Here is a 13764-nt window from a genome sequence, read left to right on the forward strand (position 1 = left end):
CTTTTATCCCCCTTTGTCAATAATTTGGGTTAACGACTGATTTTCACTGCGGTACCGCTGACGGTCACCATTAACATGCTGCTGTCCTTACCTACGGTTTCGTAATCAATATCAATGCCGACCACCGCATTGGCGCCCAATTCTTTCGCCTGCTCTTCCAGCTCCTGAAAGGCGATCAGACGTGCTTTACGCAACTCTTTCTCATAAGCGCCGGAACGGCCGCCCACGATGTCACGCACGCCGGCAAAGAAATCGCGGAAAATATTGGCCCCCAGAATGGCTTCGCCGGTAACAACACCGCAGTACTCGGTAATGGTAAACCCTTCCAGGGTCGGGGTAGTTGAAAGCTGCATGGTAACTCCTTGCTTGATTGATTCATCGCACATATCTGACCATTGATTTGGCATTATGTTCTGTAATGAAATGGCACGCAGTACGAATGCAAGGCCCGAAATCGCATTTATACTGTAGGCTAATGGTCTTCATGGTAGAGACTTTCACATAAGGTAATGAGATGAAAACAAAAACGATTGCGGCTGTTTTTCCCTTAGCGCTGTTACTGAGTGCCTGCACCACCGTCGAACCGGCATTCAAGGATATCGGCACCCGTACCGGCGGTTGTGTGGAAGGCGGCCCGGATACGGTCGCACAGAAATTTTACGATCTGCGCCTGCAACAAGGAACTGGCACCGCCCTGCCGGACAGCAACCGTCTGGCGCAACTGCAGCCTTACCTGAGTAAGGTGCTGTATCAGGACCTGGTCACCGCCAGCCAGAACCCAGGCAAACATCAGGTAACCGGCGATCTGTTCACCGGCAACGCTCAGGGGCCGACCAGCGTCAGCGTCGCCAGCGCCTCTACCATTCCGAACACCGATGCCAAAAACATTCCGTTGCGCGTTCAGCTCAGCTACCAGAAGGACGGTGGCAGCGCGGTCAACTGGCAGGATGAAGTGCTGATGGTGCGTGAAGGCACCTGTTGGGTGGTGGATGATATCCGCTATCTGAACCAGCCACAGCACGCCGCCAGCGGTACCTTGCGCCAGGTATTGGAAAACCAGTAAATCGACTTAACCCCCGGCGTCCCGTCGACGCCGGGGGTTAAATAAATGCTTTGACTCCGCTCAATCTTTGTTCAACTTAAGAAATTTCGCTACATACCTCACAGCGTGCACGACAAATCCCCCCTTCAAACCTGACTCGCGGTATCTTGTGCTATTCTTTTACTCTCTTGCCGCGCAGTAATAAATTTTAACGCACAAAGATTGCATAAGTATTCTGTGGAAGTTAACATTCGCGGCATCAATATCTATTCAATTCTGGCGCATGAGCATTCAACTTAACGGTATCAACTGCTACTACGGCGCACATCAGGCGCTGTTTGACATCACGCTGGATTGCCCAGCAGGGGAAACTTTAGTGCTGCTGGGTCCAAGCGGCGCGGGGAAAAGTTCATTGCTGCGGGTGTTGAACCTGCTGGAAATGCCACGTTCAGGCCAGTTGCAGATTGCCGGCAATCAATTCGACTTCAAACAGGCGCCGGGCGAAAAAGCCATTCGCGAGCTGCGTCAGAACGTCGGCATGGTCTTCCAGCAATACAATCTCTGGCCTCACCTCACCGTCGTGCAAAACCTGATCGAAGCGCCGTGTCGCGTACTGGGTCTGACCAAGGTACAGGCGATGGAGCGTGCCGACAAACTGTTGAAGCGTCTGCGCCTGACCGACTTTGCCGACCGTTTCCCGCTGCACCTTTCCGGTGGTCAGCAACAGCGTGTGGCCATTGCCCGTGCGCTGATGATGGAGCCACAGGTGTTGCTGTTCGATGAACCGACCGCCGCATTGGATCCTGAAATCACCGCCCAAATCGTCAGCATCATTCGCGAGTTGGCCGGCACCGGGATCACCCAGGTTATCGTCACCCACGAAGTGGAAGTGGCGCGCAAAACCGCCAGCCGCGTGGTGTACATGGAAAACGGCCACGTGGTGGAACAAGGCGATGCCAGCCACTTCGCGCAGCCACAGACCACCGAGTTTGCCAATTACTTATCACACTAACAATTTTACTTGCTGTAATTTGGGGAGTTTGCGATGAAAAAACTAATAATCGCCGCCGTTCTGGCTGGCATCAGCGTTTCCGCCTCAGCAGCCGAAACCATCCGTTTCGCTACCGAAGCTTCTTATCCTCCATTTGAATTTATTGACGCCGGCAACAAGATCCAGGGTTTTGACGTCGACCTGGCCAATGCACTGTGTAAAGAGATGCAGGCCGAGTGCAGCTTCACCAACCAGGCCTTCGACAGCCTGATCCCAAGCCTGAAATTCAAACGCTTCGACGCGGTGATGGCCGGTATGGACATCACGCCTGAGCGTGAAAAACAGGTGCTGTTTACCAAGCCGTATTACGACAACTCCGCGCTGTTTGTCGCCCAGAAAGGTAAAGTGGCTGACGTGGCGGCGCTGAAAGGCAAAAAAGTGGGCGTACAGAACGGTACGACGCATCAGAAATACCTGACCGACAAGCACCCGGAAATCACCACCGTGCCTTACGACAGCTATCAGAACGCCATTTTGGATCTGAAAAATGGCCGTGTTGACGCGGTATTCGGTGACACTGCGGTCGTCAACGAATGGCTGAAACAGAATACGGCACTGGCTGCAGTCGGCGATAAAGTGACCGACAAAGACTACTTCGGTACCGGCCTGGGCATCGCCGTTCGCCAGAAAAATACCGATCTGCAGGGCAAATTCAACGCCGCCCTGGACAAGATCAAACAGGATGGGACTTACGAAACCATCTACAAAAAATGGTTCCAGCAGTAATCAATCCCAATGAATGAAATTCAACCTTTAGCGAGCGCCGCCGGGATGACCGTCGGCCTTGCCGTTTGTGCCCTTATCCTCGGGTTGATCCTGGCGATGCTGTTTGCCGTCTGGGAGTCATCGCGCTGGAAAGTGGTCAGCTGGCTCGGCACCGCCTGGGTCACCCTGCTGCGCGGCCTGCCGGAAATTCTGGTGGTGCTGTTCATCTATTTCGGTTCGTCGCAGCTGCTGTTGATGCTGTCCGACGGCTTCACCCTGAACTTTGGCCTGTTCCAACTGCCTGTCCAACTGGCGATTGATAATTTCGAAGTCAGCCCATTCCTGTGCGGCGTGATTGCGCTCGCCCTGCTCTATTCCGCCTATGCGTCGCAAACGCTGCGCGGCGCGCTGAAAGCCGTGCCGCAGGGCCAATGGGAATCCGGCCAGGCGCTGGGAATGAGCACCACAGCGATTTTCTTTCGTCTGATCATGCCGCAGATGTGGCGCCATGCCCTGCCTGGGCTCGGCAACCAGTGGCTGGTCTTGCTGAAGGATACCGCGCTGGTGTCGCTGATCAGCGTTAACGATCTGATGCTGCAGACCAAAAGTATCGCCACTCGCACCCAGGAGCCTTTTACCTGGTACGTGATCGCGGCGGCAATTTATCTGGTGGTCACCCTGTTCAGTCAGTACATCATCAAACGCATTGAACTGCGCACCACGCGTTTTGAGCGGGGACCCGCCTGATGTTCGAGTTCTTGCCGGAAATTATCAAAGGGCTGCACACCAGCCTGACGCTGACCATCACCGCACTGATCGTGGCGCTGGTGCTGTCATTGGTGCTGACGGTGATCCTGACGCTGAAAACGCCGATCCTGACGCCGTTGGTGAAAATCTATATCACCCTGTTCACCGGCACGCCGCTGTTGGTGCAGATCTTCCTGATCTACTACGGTCCCGGTCAGTTCCCGGCGATCCGCGAATATCCGTGGCTGTGGGATCTGCTGTCGCAGCCGTGGCTGTGCGCGATGATCGCATTGGCGCTGAACAGCGCGGCCTACACCACGCAGCTGTTTTACGGTGCGGTGCGGGCGATCCCGGCCGGCCAGTGGCAATCTTGCGAAGCGCTCGGCATGTCGCGTGCGCAGTCGTTACGTATCCTGCTGCCCTTCGCCTTCAAGCGTGCGCTGTCGTCCTACTCCAACGAAGTGGTGCTGGTATTCAAAAGTACCTCACTGGCCTACACCATCACCCTGATGGAAGTCATGGGATACAGCCAGCTGATGTATGGCCGTACCTACGATGTGATGGTGTTCGGTGCCGCCGGCCTGGTGTATCTGTGCGTCAACGGCCTGCTGACGCTGTTGATGCGGGTGGTCGAACGTCGGGCGCTGGCATTCGAACGCCGTAACTGAGCACGCTGACCTGCGGTCTCGGAGCCCTGCCATCGTGCAGGGCTTTTTTATTTCCATCGCAATTTTTAATCATTTATATTGCATATTAATGCATTAAATGTCAGGGTAAATACCGATAAACAGCCGCCAAGACCTTTGGGTTATTGTCAGTAAAATCAAGCGGCGAAGAGATAAAAACACGCAGACTTGCAGACAGGAGCTTTACGCATGAAAAAACTATTACTTGCCGCTACGGTATTGGCGGGCATCGCCTTCAACGCCAGCGCAGCCGAGACTATTCGCTTCGCCTCTTCCGCCACTTACCCGCCGTTCGAATCGCTGGACGCCAGCAACAAGATCGTCGGGTTTGATATCGATCTGGCCACTGCGCTGTGCAAGCAAATGAAAGCCGAATGCACCTTTACCAACCAGGCATTCGACAGCCTGATCGCCGCACTGAAATTCAAAAAATACGACGCAGTGATCTCCGGTATGGACATCACGCCAGAGCGCAGCAAGCAAGTCTCCTTCACCCAACCTTACTATGCCAACTCGGCGATTGTGATCGCGCAGAAAGGCAAATTCAGTTCGCTGGCGGATCTGAAAGGTAAGAAGATCGGTATGGAGAACGGCACCACTCACCAAAAATACATGCAGGACAAACACCCGGAGATCAATACCGTCTCTTACGACAGTTATCAGAACGCCATTCTCGAACTGAAAAATGGCCGTATTGACGGCGTATTCGGTGATACCGCGGTAGTCAATGAGTGGTTGAAGAGCAACCCGCAGTTAGCGCCGGTCGGTGAACACGTCACCGATGCGCAATACTTCGGCACCGGTTTGGGCATTGCCGTTCGTCCGGACAATCAGGCGCTGTTGGCCAAGCTGAACGCGGCGCTGGACGCCATCAAGGCTGACGGCACCTACAAAACCATCAACGACAAGTGGTTCCCGCAGTAAGATCTTTTCAGGGCGTGGAATAATGAACCGCGCCCTGTTCTCAAACATTGCTCCCTTTCTTATCCAGTGCTAAATTTGATACTAAATTTAATATCAAAGGCAACGCTATGAACGTCCAACCCATCCTCGCGGATTCAGCCGTCAGCATCAGCGACTTTAAAAAATCGCCGAATACGGCGCTCAAAGAAGCCAACGGAAAACCCGTCGCCGTACTGACCAATGGGAAAATTTCAGGCTATTACGTTTCTCCTGAAACCTGGGAGGCTATTGCAGAATACCTGGAGGATATCGAACTCGCAGAAATAGTCCGCTCACGGATGAGTGGCAAACGTATTAAGGTCAATCTGGATGACTTATAGCCTTGAATTCGAAGAACATGCACTGAAAGAATTTAAAAAGCTGGCTCCGGTGGTCCGGGAACAGTTCAAGAAAAAGCTGATGGCCGTATTGGAAAACCCAGAGGTTCCGGCCAATAAGCTATCCGGCCTGCCAGATTGCTACAAAATCAAGCTCAAGGCCTCCGGCTATCGTCTGGTCTATCGCGTCATCGGCGAAGAGATTGTGGTGCTGGTACTCTCGGTAGGCAAACGTGAGCGTTCAGAGGCCTATACGGCGGCCAAAAAACGCCTTTAATCGCGTACCAGCAGCGTCAGTACTTCATAGTGGGCCGTATGGGGGAACATATCGAATAGCTGCACGCGCTCGATGCGGTAATCCGGCAACATCTCAATGTCTTTCGCCATGCTCTCGGCATTGCAGCTCGAATACAGAATATAGCCGGGTGCCATCTGATTCAGATAGTCGCACAGCGCCTTGCCGATGCCGCGTCGCGGTGGATTGACCAACACCAGTTGCGGCACGCTGCCTTCGGCGGTGGCGAATTGCGTAGAGTCCAACGCCTGAAAATCAACCTGTTGCAGACCCAGCGTTTGCGCTGACTGTCGTGCGCAGGCAATCGCCTCGGCGCTGATCTCAATGCCGGTCAGACGGGTTTCCGGCAGTGCGCAATGCAGGCCAAACCCCCCTACGCCGCAGAACAGATCCCACAGGCTTTCGATGCCCAACGCCCGTACCCAATCACGGGCAGTGGCATACAGGTTGGCAGCCACCTGCGGGTTGGTCTGGAAGAAGCTTTGCGGGCGGATATACAACGGCACCTGATTAAATTGCTCTTCCAGCGCCTGCTGTTCGGTCAGCGGGATCTCCAGCTCCCCTTCCATAATCGCCATATGCACCGGCTGAATATTGGCAGAGATCACCCTGAGCTGCGGCAATTGCTGTTGCAGCCACGGCAGCGCAGCCCGCAACTGTGCCAGCTTGCTCTCTGAACGCAGTACAAAGCGCAGCATCACACCGCCGCTATGGGTGCTTTCAGTCAACAGCAGGTATTTTAGCTCACCGCGCTTGCGCGCCACGTTATAGGGCGTCAGACCGGCGCGGGCGATAAAACTTTTCAACACCGCGAACATGGGCGCAAAACTGGCGGGATACAGCGGACAAGCACTCAGATCAACCGGCGTACCGTCGCGATACAGCATGCCCAGCAACGGACGTTCAACGCTGCCGCTGACCACCATTTTGGCCTTATTGCGAAATGCGCTCTGCTCGCCGGCGATCGGCTCCAGCCACTGCGCGACGTCGCGGTCGGCCAACAGCCTTTGCAGATGATGCTGTTTGTCTGTCAGTTGTTGCGGGTAAGGTTTTTCCAGCCACTGACAGGAACGGCAGGTGCCCGCCGTATACAAAGCGCAATGCATGAGGATAACTCTGAGTTCGGGATGAATAATTAAGGGCGCAGAGTTTATCACTCTACGCCCTTAAAATCTCAATTGTGCGCAGCGAAATAGCGGCGGCTGGTCGTGGGCACAAACAGTAATGTCAGGATCACAACATCGGGAATTTTTTGCAGGATCAGTACATGCAGGATTTGGCCACTGGTTTCACCCTCGACGGTAAACACCTCGGGCAAAAAGCTGCCGATAGTCGCCAACAACAGATAGCCGACCACCAGGCACTGGCAAGCCACATAGACCCAACGCCCCCAATTGCGGCCGCGTATTACCGCAAAACCGCAGCTGATTTGCAGGCACAACAGCATCAGGCCGGCCAAAAATATCAGGGTGGAATCCCAGGCCTGTGCGCTGGTGCTGACAAACTCCTGCGCACCGTCGACGCCCAGTTCACCCAACAGCAACAGCACGCTGATGCATTTGATGGCCACCATCGCCGTCCCGGCCACCATCACCGGCACTGGCGCATCTGAAGTCGTTCTCATTCCCTGCCTGCTGTTCAGCATGTCTGACATGTCCATGTTCCGCAACAAAACGCCGCCTAATCAAGCAGCATATATAAAGTCAGGTAATCAATTGCAATACCAATAATTGCAAAAATAGCAGGTTTAATCAGACTCAGCTACGGGCGGCCTTTTGTAATTCGCGCGATCGCTGTTTTTCCGAGCGCGCCATAAACCACCAGGCGATCAGTCCGATAATACCGACCACCAGCAGGATCAAACTCGCCAGAGCGTTGATTTCCGGATTAACCCCCATCCGCACGCTGGAGAACACCAGCATCGGCAAGGTGGTGGCGCCCGGCCCGGCGACGAAGCTGGCTATCACCAGGTCATCCAACGACAGCGTGAACGCCAGCATCCAGCCGGCAACCAGCGCCGGAGCAATCATTGGCAGCGTGATCACAAAGAACACTTTCAGCGGTGTCGCACCCAAATCCATGGCGGCTTCTTCGATCGAGCGATCCAACTCACGCAGACGCGAACTGATCACCACCGAAACGTAGGCGGTGCAGAAGGTGACGTGCGCCAGCCATATGGTGAACATGCCGCGCTCCGACGGCCAGCCAAACGTATGCCCCATTGCCACAAACAGCAGCAGCAACGACAGGCCCGTGATCACGTCCGGCATGACCAGCGGCGCGGTCAGCATAAAGGCAAACCCGGTTGACCCGCGAAAACGGCCAAAACGCACCATCACCACCGCGGCAATGGCACCAAGCACCACGGCAGCGGTCGCTGAGGCAGCGGCGATGGTCAAACTGAGCCCGACGGCGCTGATCATCGCCGAATCATGGAATAACGCGGTATACCAACGTGTCGACCAACCGGCCCATACCGTCACCAGTTTGGAACTGTTGAACGAATAAATCACCAGCATCAGCATCGGTGCATACAGAAAGGTAAAACCGAGCACCAGGATGGCGATACGCCACGGTGAGCGCACTACCGGTAAGTTGTTCATCCCTGCCCCCCCATTTCCTTGTTCTGGTGCTTGTGGAACCAGAGAATAGGCACAATCAACAGCAGCAACATGACGGTAGCAACCGCCGACGCCACCGGCCAGTCGCGGTTATTAAAGAACTCCTGCCACAGTACCCGGCCAATCATGATACTGTCCGGCCCGCCCAACAGTTCCGGGATCACGAATTCGCCGACCGCCGGGATAAACACCAGCATCGAGCCGGCAATGATGCCGCCGCGGGTCAGCGGCACGATCACGCTGAAGAAGGTTTTCAGCGGCTTGGCCCCCAGATCCAGCGAGGCTTCCACCAGCGAATAATCCAGCCGCGTCAGCGCGGTATATATCGGCAGCACCATAAATGGCAGGTAGGAATACACCACGCCGATATAAACCGCCAGATTGGTATGCAAGATCACCAACGGCTGATCGATCACCCCCAACCACAGCAAGAAATTGTTGAGGATGCCGTTATTTTTCAAGATGCCCATCCAGGCATAAACACGGATCAGGAATGAGGTCCACGACGGCAAGATCACCAACAGCAGTAAAATATTGCGGGTTGACGCCTTGCTGTGCGCCACCGCCCAGGCCAGCGGGTAACCAATAATCAGGCAGCACAGCGTCGACACCGCCGCCACCTGCAGCGATTGCAGATAGGCATCCAGATACAGTGGATCGTCGGTCAGTTGCAGGTAGTTGGCAAAGTTGAGCGCGATGTCCAGTTTGCCCTCTGCCCAGCTCATCAGGTCAGTGTATGGCGGGACCGCCAGCGCCAGCTCCGCCAGGCTGATCTTGAACACAATCAGGAACGGCAGCAGAAACAGCAACGTCAGCCACAGCAGCGGTACTGCAATCACCAGTTTGCGGCCGTGGGCCATCTGCAGGCGCTGGAAAAAGGCTTTCAGCGGGCCGGGCCCGTTGGCCGGCGGTTCCGGCGGCGTGCGTTCAGTAAGCATTGTCATAATGATTATTCCTCACCTTCACCACTCACACCGTTAACACGACACAGCTGTCGGCTTCCCAGCACAACCGCACTTCGTCGCCCCAGGTCGGCATCCCTTTGCGGAAACGGTGGCCGTTTTGCAATTGGGCGCTGAGCATCTGGCCACTGAGCAATTTCACGTGGTAGATCGACAAATCACCGAGGTAGGCGATATGCACCACTTCCCCCACGGCAAAGTTGCAGCCATCTTCCGGCACTTCTTCGCACAGCATGATTTTTTCCGGTCGCAGCGCAACCTGGATTGGCACGCCGTCCACCACCGAGGCGTCAGAATCGACCTTGATCGCGTGGCGCAAACCGGGGCTTTGCAGGATCAGGGCATCGTCCTGGCGTTCCTGCAGCACGCAGTCAAATACGTTGACCGAGCCGATAAACTCGGCGCTGAAGCGGCTGTTCGGGTGCTCGTAGATCTCTTCCGGCTCGCCAATCTGCACAAATTTGCCGCGGTTCATGATGGCGATACGGCCCGCCATGGTCATCGCCTCTTCCTGATCGTGGGTGACCATCACACAGGTCACGCCGACGCGCTCAAGAATATCCGTCACTTCCAACTGCATTCGGTCACGCAGCTTTTTATCCAGCGCCCCCATCGGCTCATCCAGCAGCAGTAATTTCGGCCGTTTCGCCAGGCTGCGCGCCAGAGCGACACGTTGGCGTTGCCCACCGGAAAGCTGGTGCGGCTTTCGTTTGGCGAACTCCTGCATATGTACCAGCGACAGCATTTCCGCCACCCGATCGGCAATTTCCGCGCGCGGCATTTTGTCCTGCTTCAGGCCGAAGGCGATGTTTTGCTCCACCGTCATGTGTGGGAACAGCGCGTAGGACTGGAACATCATGTTGATCGGCCGCTGGTAGGGTGGCACGTGCGACATGTCCTGCCCATCGAGCACAATTTGCCCTTCCGTCGGCTGTTCAAAGCCGGCCAGCATGCGCAACAACGTCGACTTGCCGCAGCCGGAAGGGCCCAGCAAAGCAAATATTTCGCCTTTATAGATGGTCAGACTAACGTCTTCGACCGCGTTTTGGCCGTCAAAGGTTTTGGTGAGGTTACGGATTTCCAGCAGAGGGGTGAAGACCTTCTGCGACTTGGCTTGAGGACGAGGGATAGCGTCGTTCAATCGGGGTGCTCTCCGGTGCAAACAGTACAAAAAACCACGGCGATTGCCATGGCCCAAAATGGCAATGCAGGCGGGGAGCCCCGCCTGCTGGTCAAAACAACACTGAAAGCCGGGCCCGGCATGCCGAGCCCTGAGTACTAGCGTCCGCTTTTAACTTTAGTCCAGGCGCGGGTAATCACACGATCCAGCTTCGGCGACTGTACGTTCAGCGTAAACAGCTTGGCACGCAGATCGGCCGGCGGGTACACGTTAGGGTTTTCGCGCACTTCGGCATTCACCAGCGGCGTTGAATCCTTCACTGCGTTGGCGTAGTACACATAGTTGCTGATACCCGCCATCACGTCAGGCTTCATCAGGAAGTTCAGGAACTGGTATGCGGCGTCCTTGTTTTTGGCATCCGCCGGCATGGCGAACATGTCAAAGTAAGTCAGCGCCCCTTCTTTCGGGATTGCGTAGGCCACGTTCACGCCGTTCTTCGCTTCTTTGGCACGGTTGGCCGCCTGCATCACGTCGCCAGACCAGCCGATTGCGACGCAGATATCACCGTTTGCCAGATCGTTGATGTATTGGGAGGAGTGGAAGTAACGGATGTTCGGCCGCAGCTTGAGCAACAGATCGTTGGCTGCACCGGTGTAATCCGCAGCGCTAGTGCTGTTGGGATCTTTACCCAAATAATGCAGCACGGTCGCGTAAACCTCACTGGGCGCATCCAGGAAGGAAACACCGCAGCTTTTCAGCTTCTCGAGATTTTCCGGTTTGAGGATCAGATCCCAACTGTCCACCGGCGCGTCTTTGCCCAGTACGGCCTTCACCTTGTCGACGTTGTAGCCGATGCCGGTGGTCACCATCAGATAAGGGATGCCGTACTTGTTGTCCTTGTCGTTGTGTGCCACCAATTGCAGCATTTCGGGATCAAGGTTTTTGTAGTTTGGCATCTTGCTCTTGTCGAGCGGCTCGAAAATACCGGCCTTTGACTGGCGCTCAAGGAAGTTGGATGAAGGCACTACCAGATCATAACCGGTGCTGCCCGCCATCAGTTTGCCTTCCAACACTTCGTTGGAATCAAAGACGTCGTACACCACTTTAATCCCGGTTTCTTTCTGGAATTTGGCTAAGGTGTCCGGCGCAATATAGTCGGACCAGTTATAGACGTGCAGCGTTTTTTCCTCCGCTGACGCCGTGACGTTTGCTACCATCAGCAGGCCGGCAACAGCACCCGATAACCACTTTTTACGTTGGGTGACCATCCGTAACTTCCTCCAAAACAGGGGTGAATCATAGAATTGAACTTGTATCGCGAAATGATACAAAACCTTTCCTGATTGAGCGCAATCGTTGCAACCGTGGATTGAATGGCTATGCAGTTGATTGCATGCACCTTTTTCAACTGCCAGCCCGCATGGTCACCTGGGGAATCGCAAGCCCTTAGCAGAATCAGCAGCATAACCGCTGTTGCCAAAGCGCACCAGCCTCCGGGAATAAAAACGGCTTTTATCGATTTTTTATGCAGTTTCTCTCTATGTGATACGCCATTAAGGGCATAAACGACGAGAAATATCTGGCAACAGAGGGTAAAACGCAGAATATATTATCGCGGAAGGGAATAACGGCAGCATGCCGCCAGAGAGGCGGCACGCATAATGTACAGCGGGGATCAGTGCAACATTGGCAGGCGTTCAGCCGCAGCTGGGTTCTCTTCTTCGTCACCCATAAACAGCAGATCGTTCGCCCGTGCTTCGAGGATCACCATGGAGATCTGCTCTTCGCCCTGCTGCATGAAGTGCGTGAACTGCTCCAGCGTGACGCCCACGGCGATGCTCAGCGACTGGCAGACAATCAGCTTCGGCAGGTTGTCGTCCTGAATATCGACAAACGCCTTGATGGTCAGCGAACTGGCGTTGATCTGGCTGAGATCGGCGACCAACGGGATCAGCGCGGTCGGCTTCACCTCGGCCAGCGCAGAGAACAGAATAACGTCGTCTACCAGATCGAGTTTGGCGTCAAACACGCCGTCGAAGTTTTGCATGTGCGGCAGGTGCAGCGCCTGACAGGAATCGCACTCAAAGAATGAAATGCCCGATTGATCCAGCCAGCGTCGTAACAACGCCAAATCAGGGACAATGAGTGAATCCATAATACCAGCCTCACAATATTCAAAACGCGAAAAGGCGCATAGCTTACGGAATATTGCCCCGCGACGCCACGATCAATGCGGCTTAATTCGCTATTTGAGCAAATATGGCCGGGAAAAAACCGTAAAAACCGCCATTGCAACGCGGATTGGGGTCGGCGACATCAGCCGCCCGACTTCAAACGAAAACCCGGTCTGGCACGCGGCTCGATATACTCGATCATCATGCCGGCGATATCCAGGCCGGTGGTACTCTCCACCCCTTCCAGTCCCGGTGACGCGTTAACCTCCATCACCAGCGGACCGCGGGCCGCACGCAGAATATCCACCCCGGCGACGTCCAGCCCCAGCGTGGTTGCGGCCTTGACCGCAATGGCTCGCTCTTTGGCGGTAATACTCACCTTGCGGGCGGTGCCGCCACGGTGCAGGTTAGAACGGAACTCTCCGGGTTTGGCCTGGCGCTCAATGGCGGCGACGACCCGCCCACCGACCACCAGGCAGCGCACGTCACTGCCCTGCGCCTCGCGAATATACTCCTGCACCAGGATATGGGCATTAAGCCCGCGAAAAGCGTCAATCACGCTTTCTGCCGCCTGGCGGGTTTCCGCCAGCACTACGCCGATCCCCTGCGTGCCTTCCACCAGTTTGACCACCAAGGGAGCACCGCCGACCAGCTCAATCAAATCACCGGTGTCGTCCGGTGAATGGGCGAAGCCGGTGATCGGCAGATCAATCCCCTGCCGTGCCAGCAACTGCAGCGAACGCAGCTTGTCGCGCGCACGGGTGATCGCCACCGACTCATTCAGCGGATAGCTGCCCAGCAGCTCGAACTGCCGCAGTACGGCGGTGCCATAAAAGGTGATGCCGGAGCCGATGCGCGGGATCACCGCATCGTATCGCTCCAACTGACGGCCGCGATAGTGAATGGTCGGCGCGGCCGGATTGATGTTCATATAGCAGGAAAGCGGATCGATAATATCTACGCTGTGGCCGCGCTGCTCTGCCGCCTCCACCAAACGTTTACATGAGTACAGCGTTCCATCGCGCGAAAGAATGGCAATTTTCACTCGTCACCCCAAAAAGCAATCACCTGCCAGGCAGGC

17 protein-coding genes are annotated in these 13764 nt (G+C 55.4%); 8 read left to right on the forward strand and 9 right to left on the reverse strand.

What is annotated here, in order from left to right:
- Nucleotides 1-29: 29 nt before the first annotated feature.
- Nucleotides 30-353 (reverse strand): heavy metal-binding domain-containing protein, encoded by a 324-nt coding sequence (locus ACGS9J_RS13745; protein ID WP_442231434.1) that lies wholly within the window; start codon nt 351-353, stop codon nt 30-32.
- A 161-nt stretch (nt 354-514) separates the two neighbouring features.
- Here ACGS9J_RS13745 and ACGS9J_RS13750 point away from each other — a divergent pair, with 161 nt between their 5' ends.
- From ACGS9J_RS13750 to ACGS9J_RS13785, 8 genes are all read left to right on the forward strand, one after another.
- Nucleotides 515-1063: a lipoprotein gene (locus ACGS9J_RS13750; RefSeq protein ID WP_442231435.1), complete on the forward strand. Its 549-nt coding sequence runs from the start codon at nt 515-517 to the stop codon at nt 1061-1063.
- A gap of 262 nt (nt 1064-1325) precedes the next feature.
- Entirely contained in the window at nt 1326-2054 is a 729-nt protein-coding gene (gene artP / locus ACGS9J_RS13755) for an arginine ABC transporter ATP-binding protein ArtP (protein WP_442231436.1), read from the forward strand.
- 33 nt (nt 2055-2087) lie between these two features.
- Entirely contained in the window at nt 2088-2819 is a 732-nt protein-coding gene (artJ, locus tag ACGS9J_RS13760; RefSeq protein WP_442231437.1) for an arginine ABC transporter substrate-binding protein, read from the forward strand.
- Nucleotides 2820-2828: 9 nt separating this feature from the next.
- Complete coding sequence (gene artQ, locus ACGS9J_RS13765) at nt 2829-3545, forward strand: arginine ABC transporter permease ArtQ (protein WP_442231438.1); 717 nt, start codon at nt 2829-2831, stop codon at nt 3543-3545.
- Complete coding sequence (gene artM / locus ACGS9J_RS13770) at nt 3545-4213, forward strand: arginine ABC transporter permease ArtM (RefSeq protein ID WP_442231439.1); 669 nt, start codon at nt 3545-3547, stop codon at nt 4211-4213. The genes artQ and artM overlap by 1 nt, the downstream gene beginning before the upstream one ends.
- Before the next feature lie 207 nt (nt 4214-4420).
- The gene (gene artJ / locus ACGS9J_RS13775; RefSeq protein ID WP_442231440.1) at nt 4421-5155 is read left to right on the forward strand and encodes an arginine ABC transporter substrate-binding protein; all 735 of its coding nucleotides are present in this window, start codon (nt 4421-4423) and stop codon (nt 5153-5155) included.
- 107 nt (nt 5156-5262) lie between these two features.
- Nucleotides 5263-5514 (forward strand): type II toxin-antitoxin system Phd/YefM family antitoxin, encoded by a 252-nt coding sequence (locus ACGS9J_RS13780; protein WP_442231441.1) that lies wholly within the window; start codon nt 5263-5265, stop codon nt 5512-5514.
- Nucleotides 5504-5788, forward strand: a complete 285-nt coding sequence (locus ACGS9J_RS13785) for a type II toxin-antitoxin system RelE family toxin (protein ID WP_442231442.1) — start codon at nt 5504-5506, stop codon at nt 5786-5788. The genes ACGS9J_RS13780 and ACGS9J_RS13785 overlap by 11 nt, the downstream gene beginning before the upstream one ends.
- Here ACGS9J_RS13785 and rlmC read toward each other — a convergent pair.
- The 8 genes from rlmC to rimK all read right to left on the reverse strand — a co-directional run bounded on the left by rlmC (nt 5785) and on the right by rimK (nt 13728).
- Nucleotides 5785-6912, reverse strand: coding sequence for a 23S rRNA (uracil(747)-C(5))-methyltransferase RlmC (rlmC, locus tag ACGS9J_RS13790; protein WP_442231443.1), 1128 nt, complete (start codon nt 6910-6912; stop codon nt 5785-5787). The two genes, ACGS9J_RS13785 and rlmC, sit on opposite strands and share 4 nt — an antisense overlap.
- A gap of 68 nt (nt 6913-6980) precedes the next feature.
- Nucleotides 6981-7460, reverse strand: a complete 480-nt coding sequence (locus ACGS9J_RS13795) for a YbjO family protein (RefSeq protein WP_442231444.1) — start codon at nt 7458-7460, stop codon at nt 6981-6983.
- A 103-nt stretch (nt 7461-7563) separates the two neighbouring features.
- Nucleotides 7564-8409 (reverse strand): putrescine ABC transporter permease PotI, encoded by an 846-nt coding sequence (gene potI, locus ACGS9J_RS13800; RefSeq protein ID WP_442231445.1) that lies wholly within the window; start codon nt 8407-8409, stop codon nt 7564-7566.
- On the reverse strand, nt 8406-9371 hold the full coding sequence (gene potH, locus ACGS9J_RS13805; RefSeq protein ID WP_442231446.1) for a putrescine ABC transporter permease PotH: 966 nt from the start codon (nt 9369-9371) through the stop codon (nt 8406-8408). The genes potI and potH overlap by 4 nt, the downstream gene beginning before the upstream one ends.
- A 25-nt stretch (nt 9372-9396) precedes the next feature.
- Nucleotides 9397-10530: a putrescine ABC transporter ATP-binding subunit PotG gene (potG, locus tag ACGS9J_RS13810; protein WP_442231447.1), complete on the reverse strand. Its 1134-nt coding sequence runs from the start codon at nt 10528-10530 to the stop codon at nt 9397-9399.
- Nucleotides 10531-10667: 137 nt separating this feature from the next.
- A complete protein-coding gene (gene potF / locus ACGS9J_RS13815; protein ID WP_442231448.1) occupies nt 10668-11777 on the reverse strand; it encodes a spermidine/putrescine ABC transporter substrate-binding protein PotF in 1110 nt (369 codons plus the stop codon).
- A gap of 407 nt (nt 11778-12184) precedes the next feature.
- Nucleotides 12185-12664 (reverse strand): YbjN domain-containing protein, encoded by a 480-nt coding sequence (locus ACGS9J_RS13820; protein WP_442231449.1) that lies wholly within the window; start codon nt 12662-12664, stop codon nt 12185-12187.
- Between the two features lie 161 nt (nt 12665-12825).
- Entirely contained in the window at nt 12826-13728 is a 903-nt protein-coding gene (rimK, locus tag ACGS9J_RS13825) for a 30S ribosomal protein S6--L-glutamate ligase (protein ID WP_442231450.1), read from the reverse strand.
- Nucleotides 13729-13764 lie beyond the last annotated feature (36 nt).

The organism is Serratia quinivorans, assembly GCF_052113645.1.
GTDB classification, from domain to species: Bacteria; Pseudomonadota; Gammaproteobacteria; order Enterobacterales; family Enterobacteriaceae; genus Serratia; species Serratia quinivorans_B.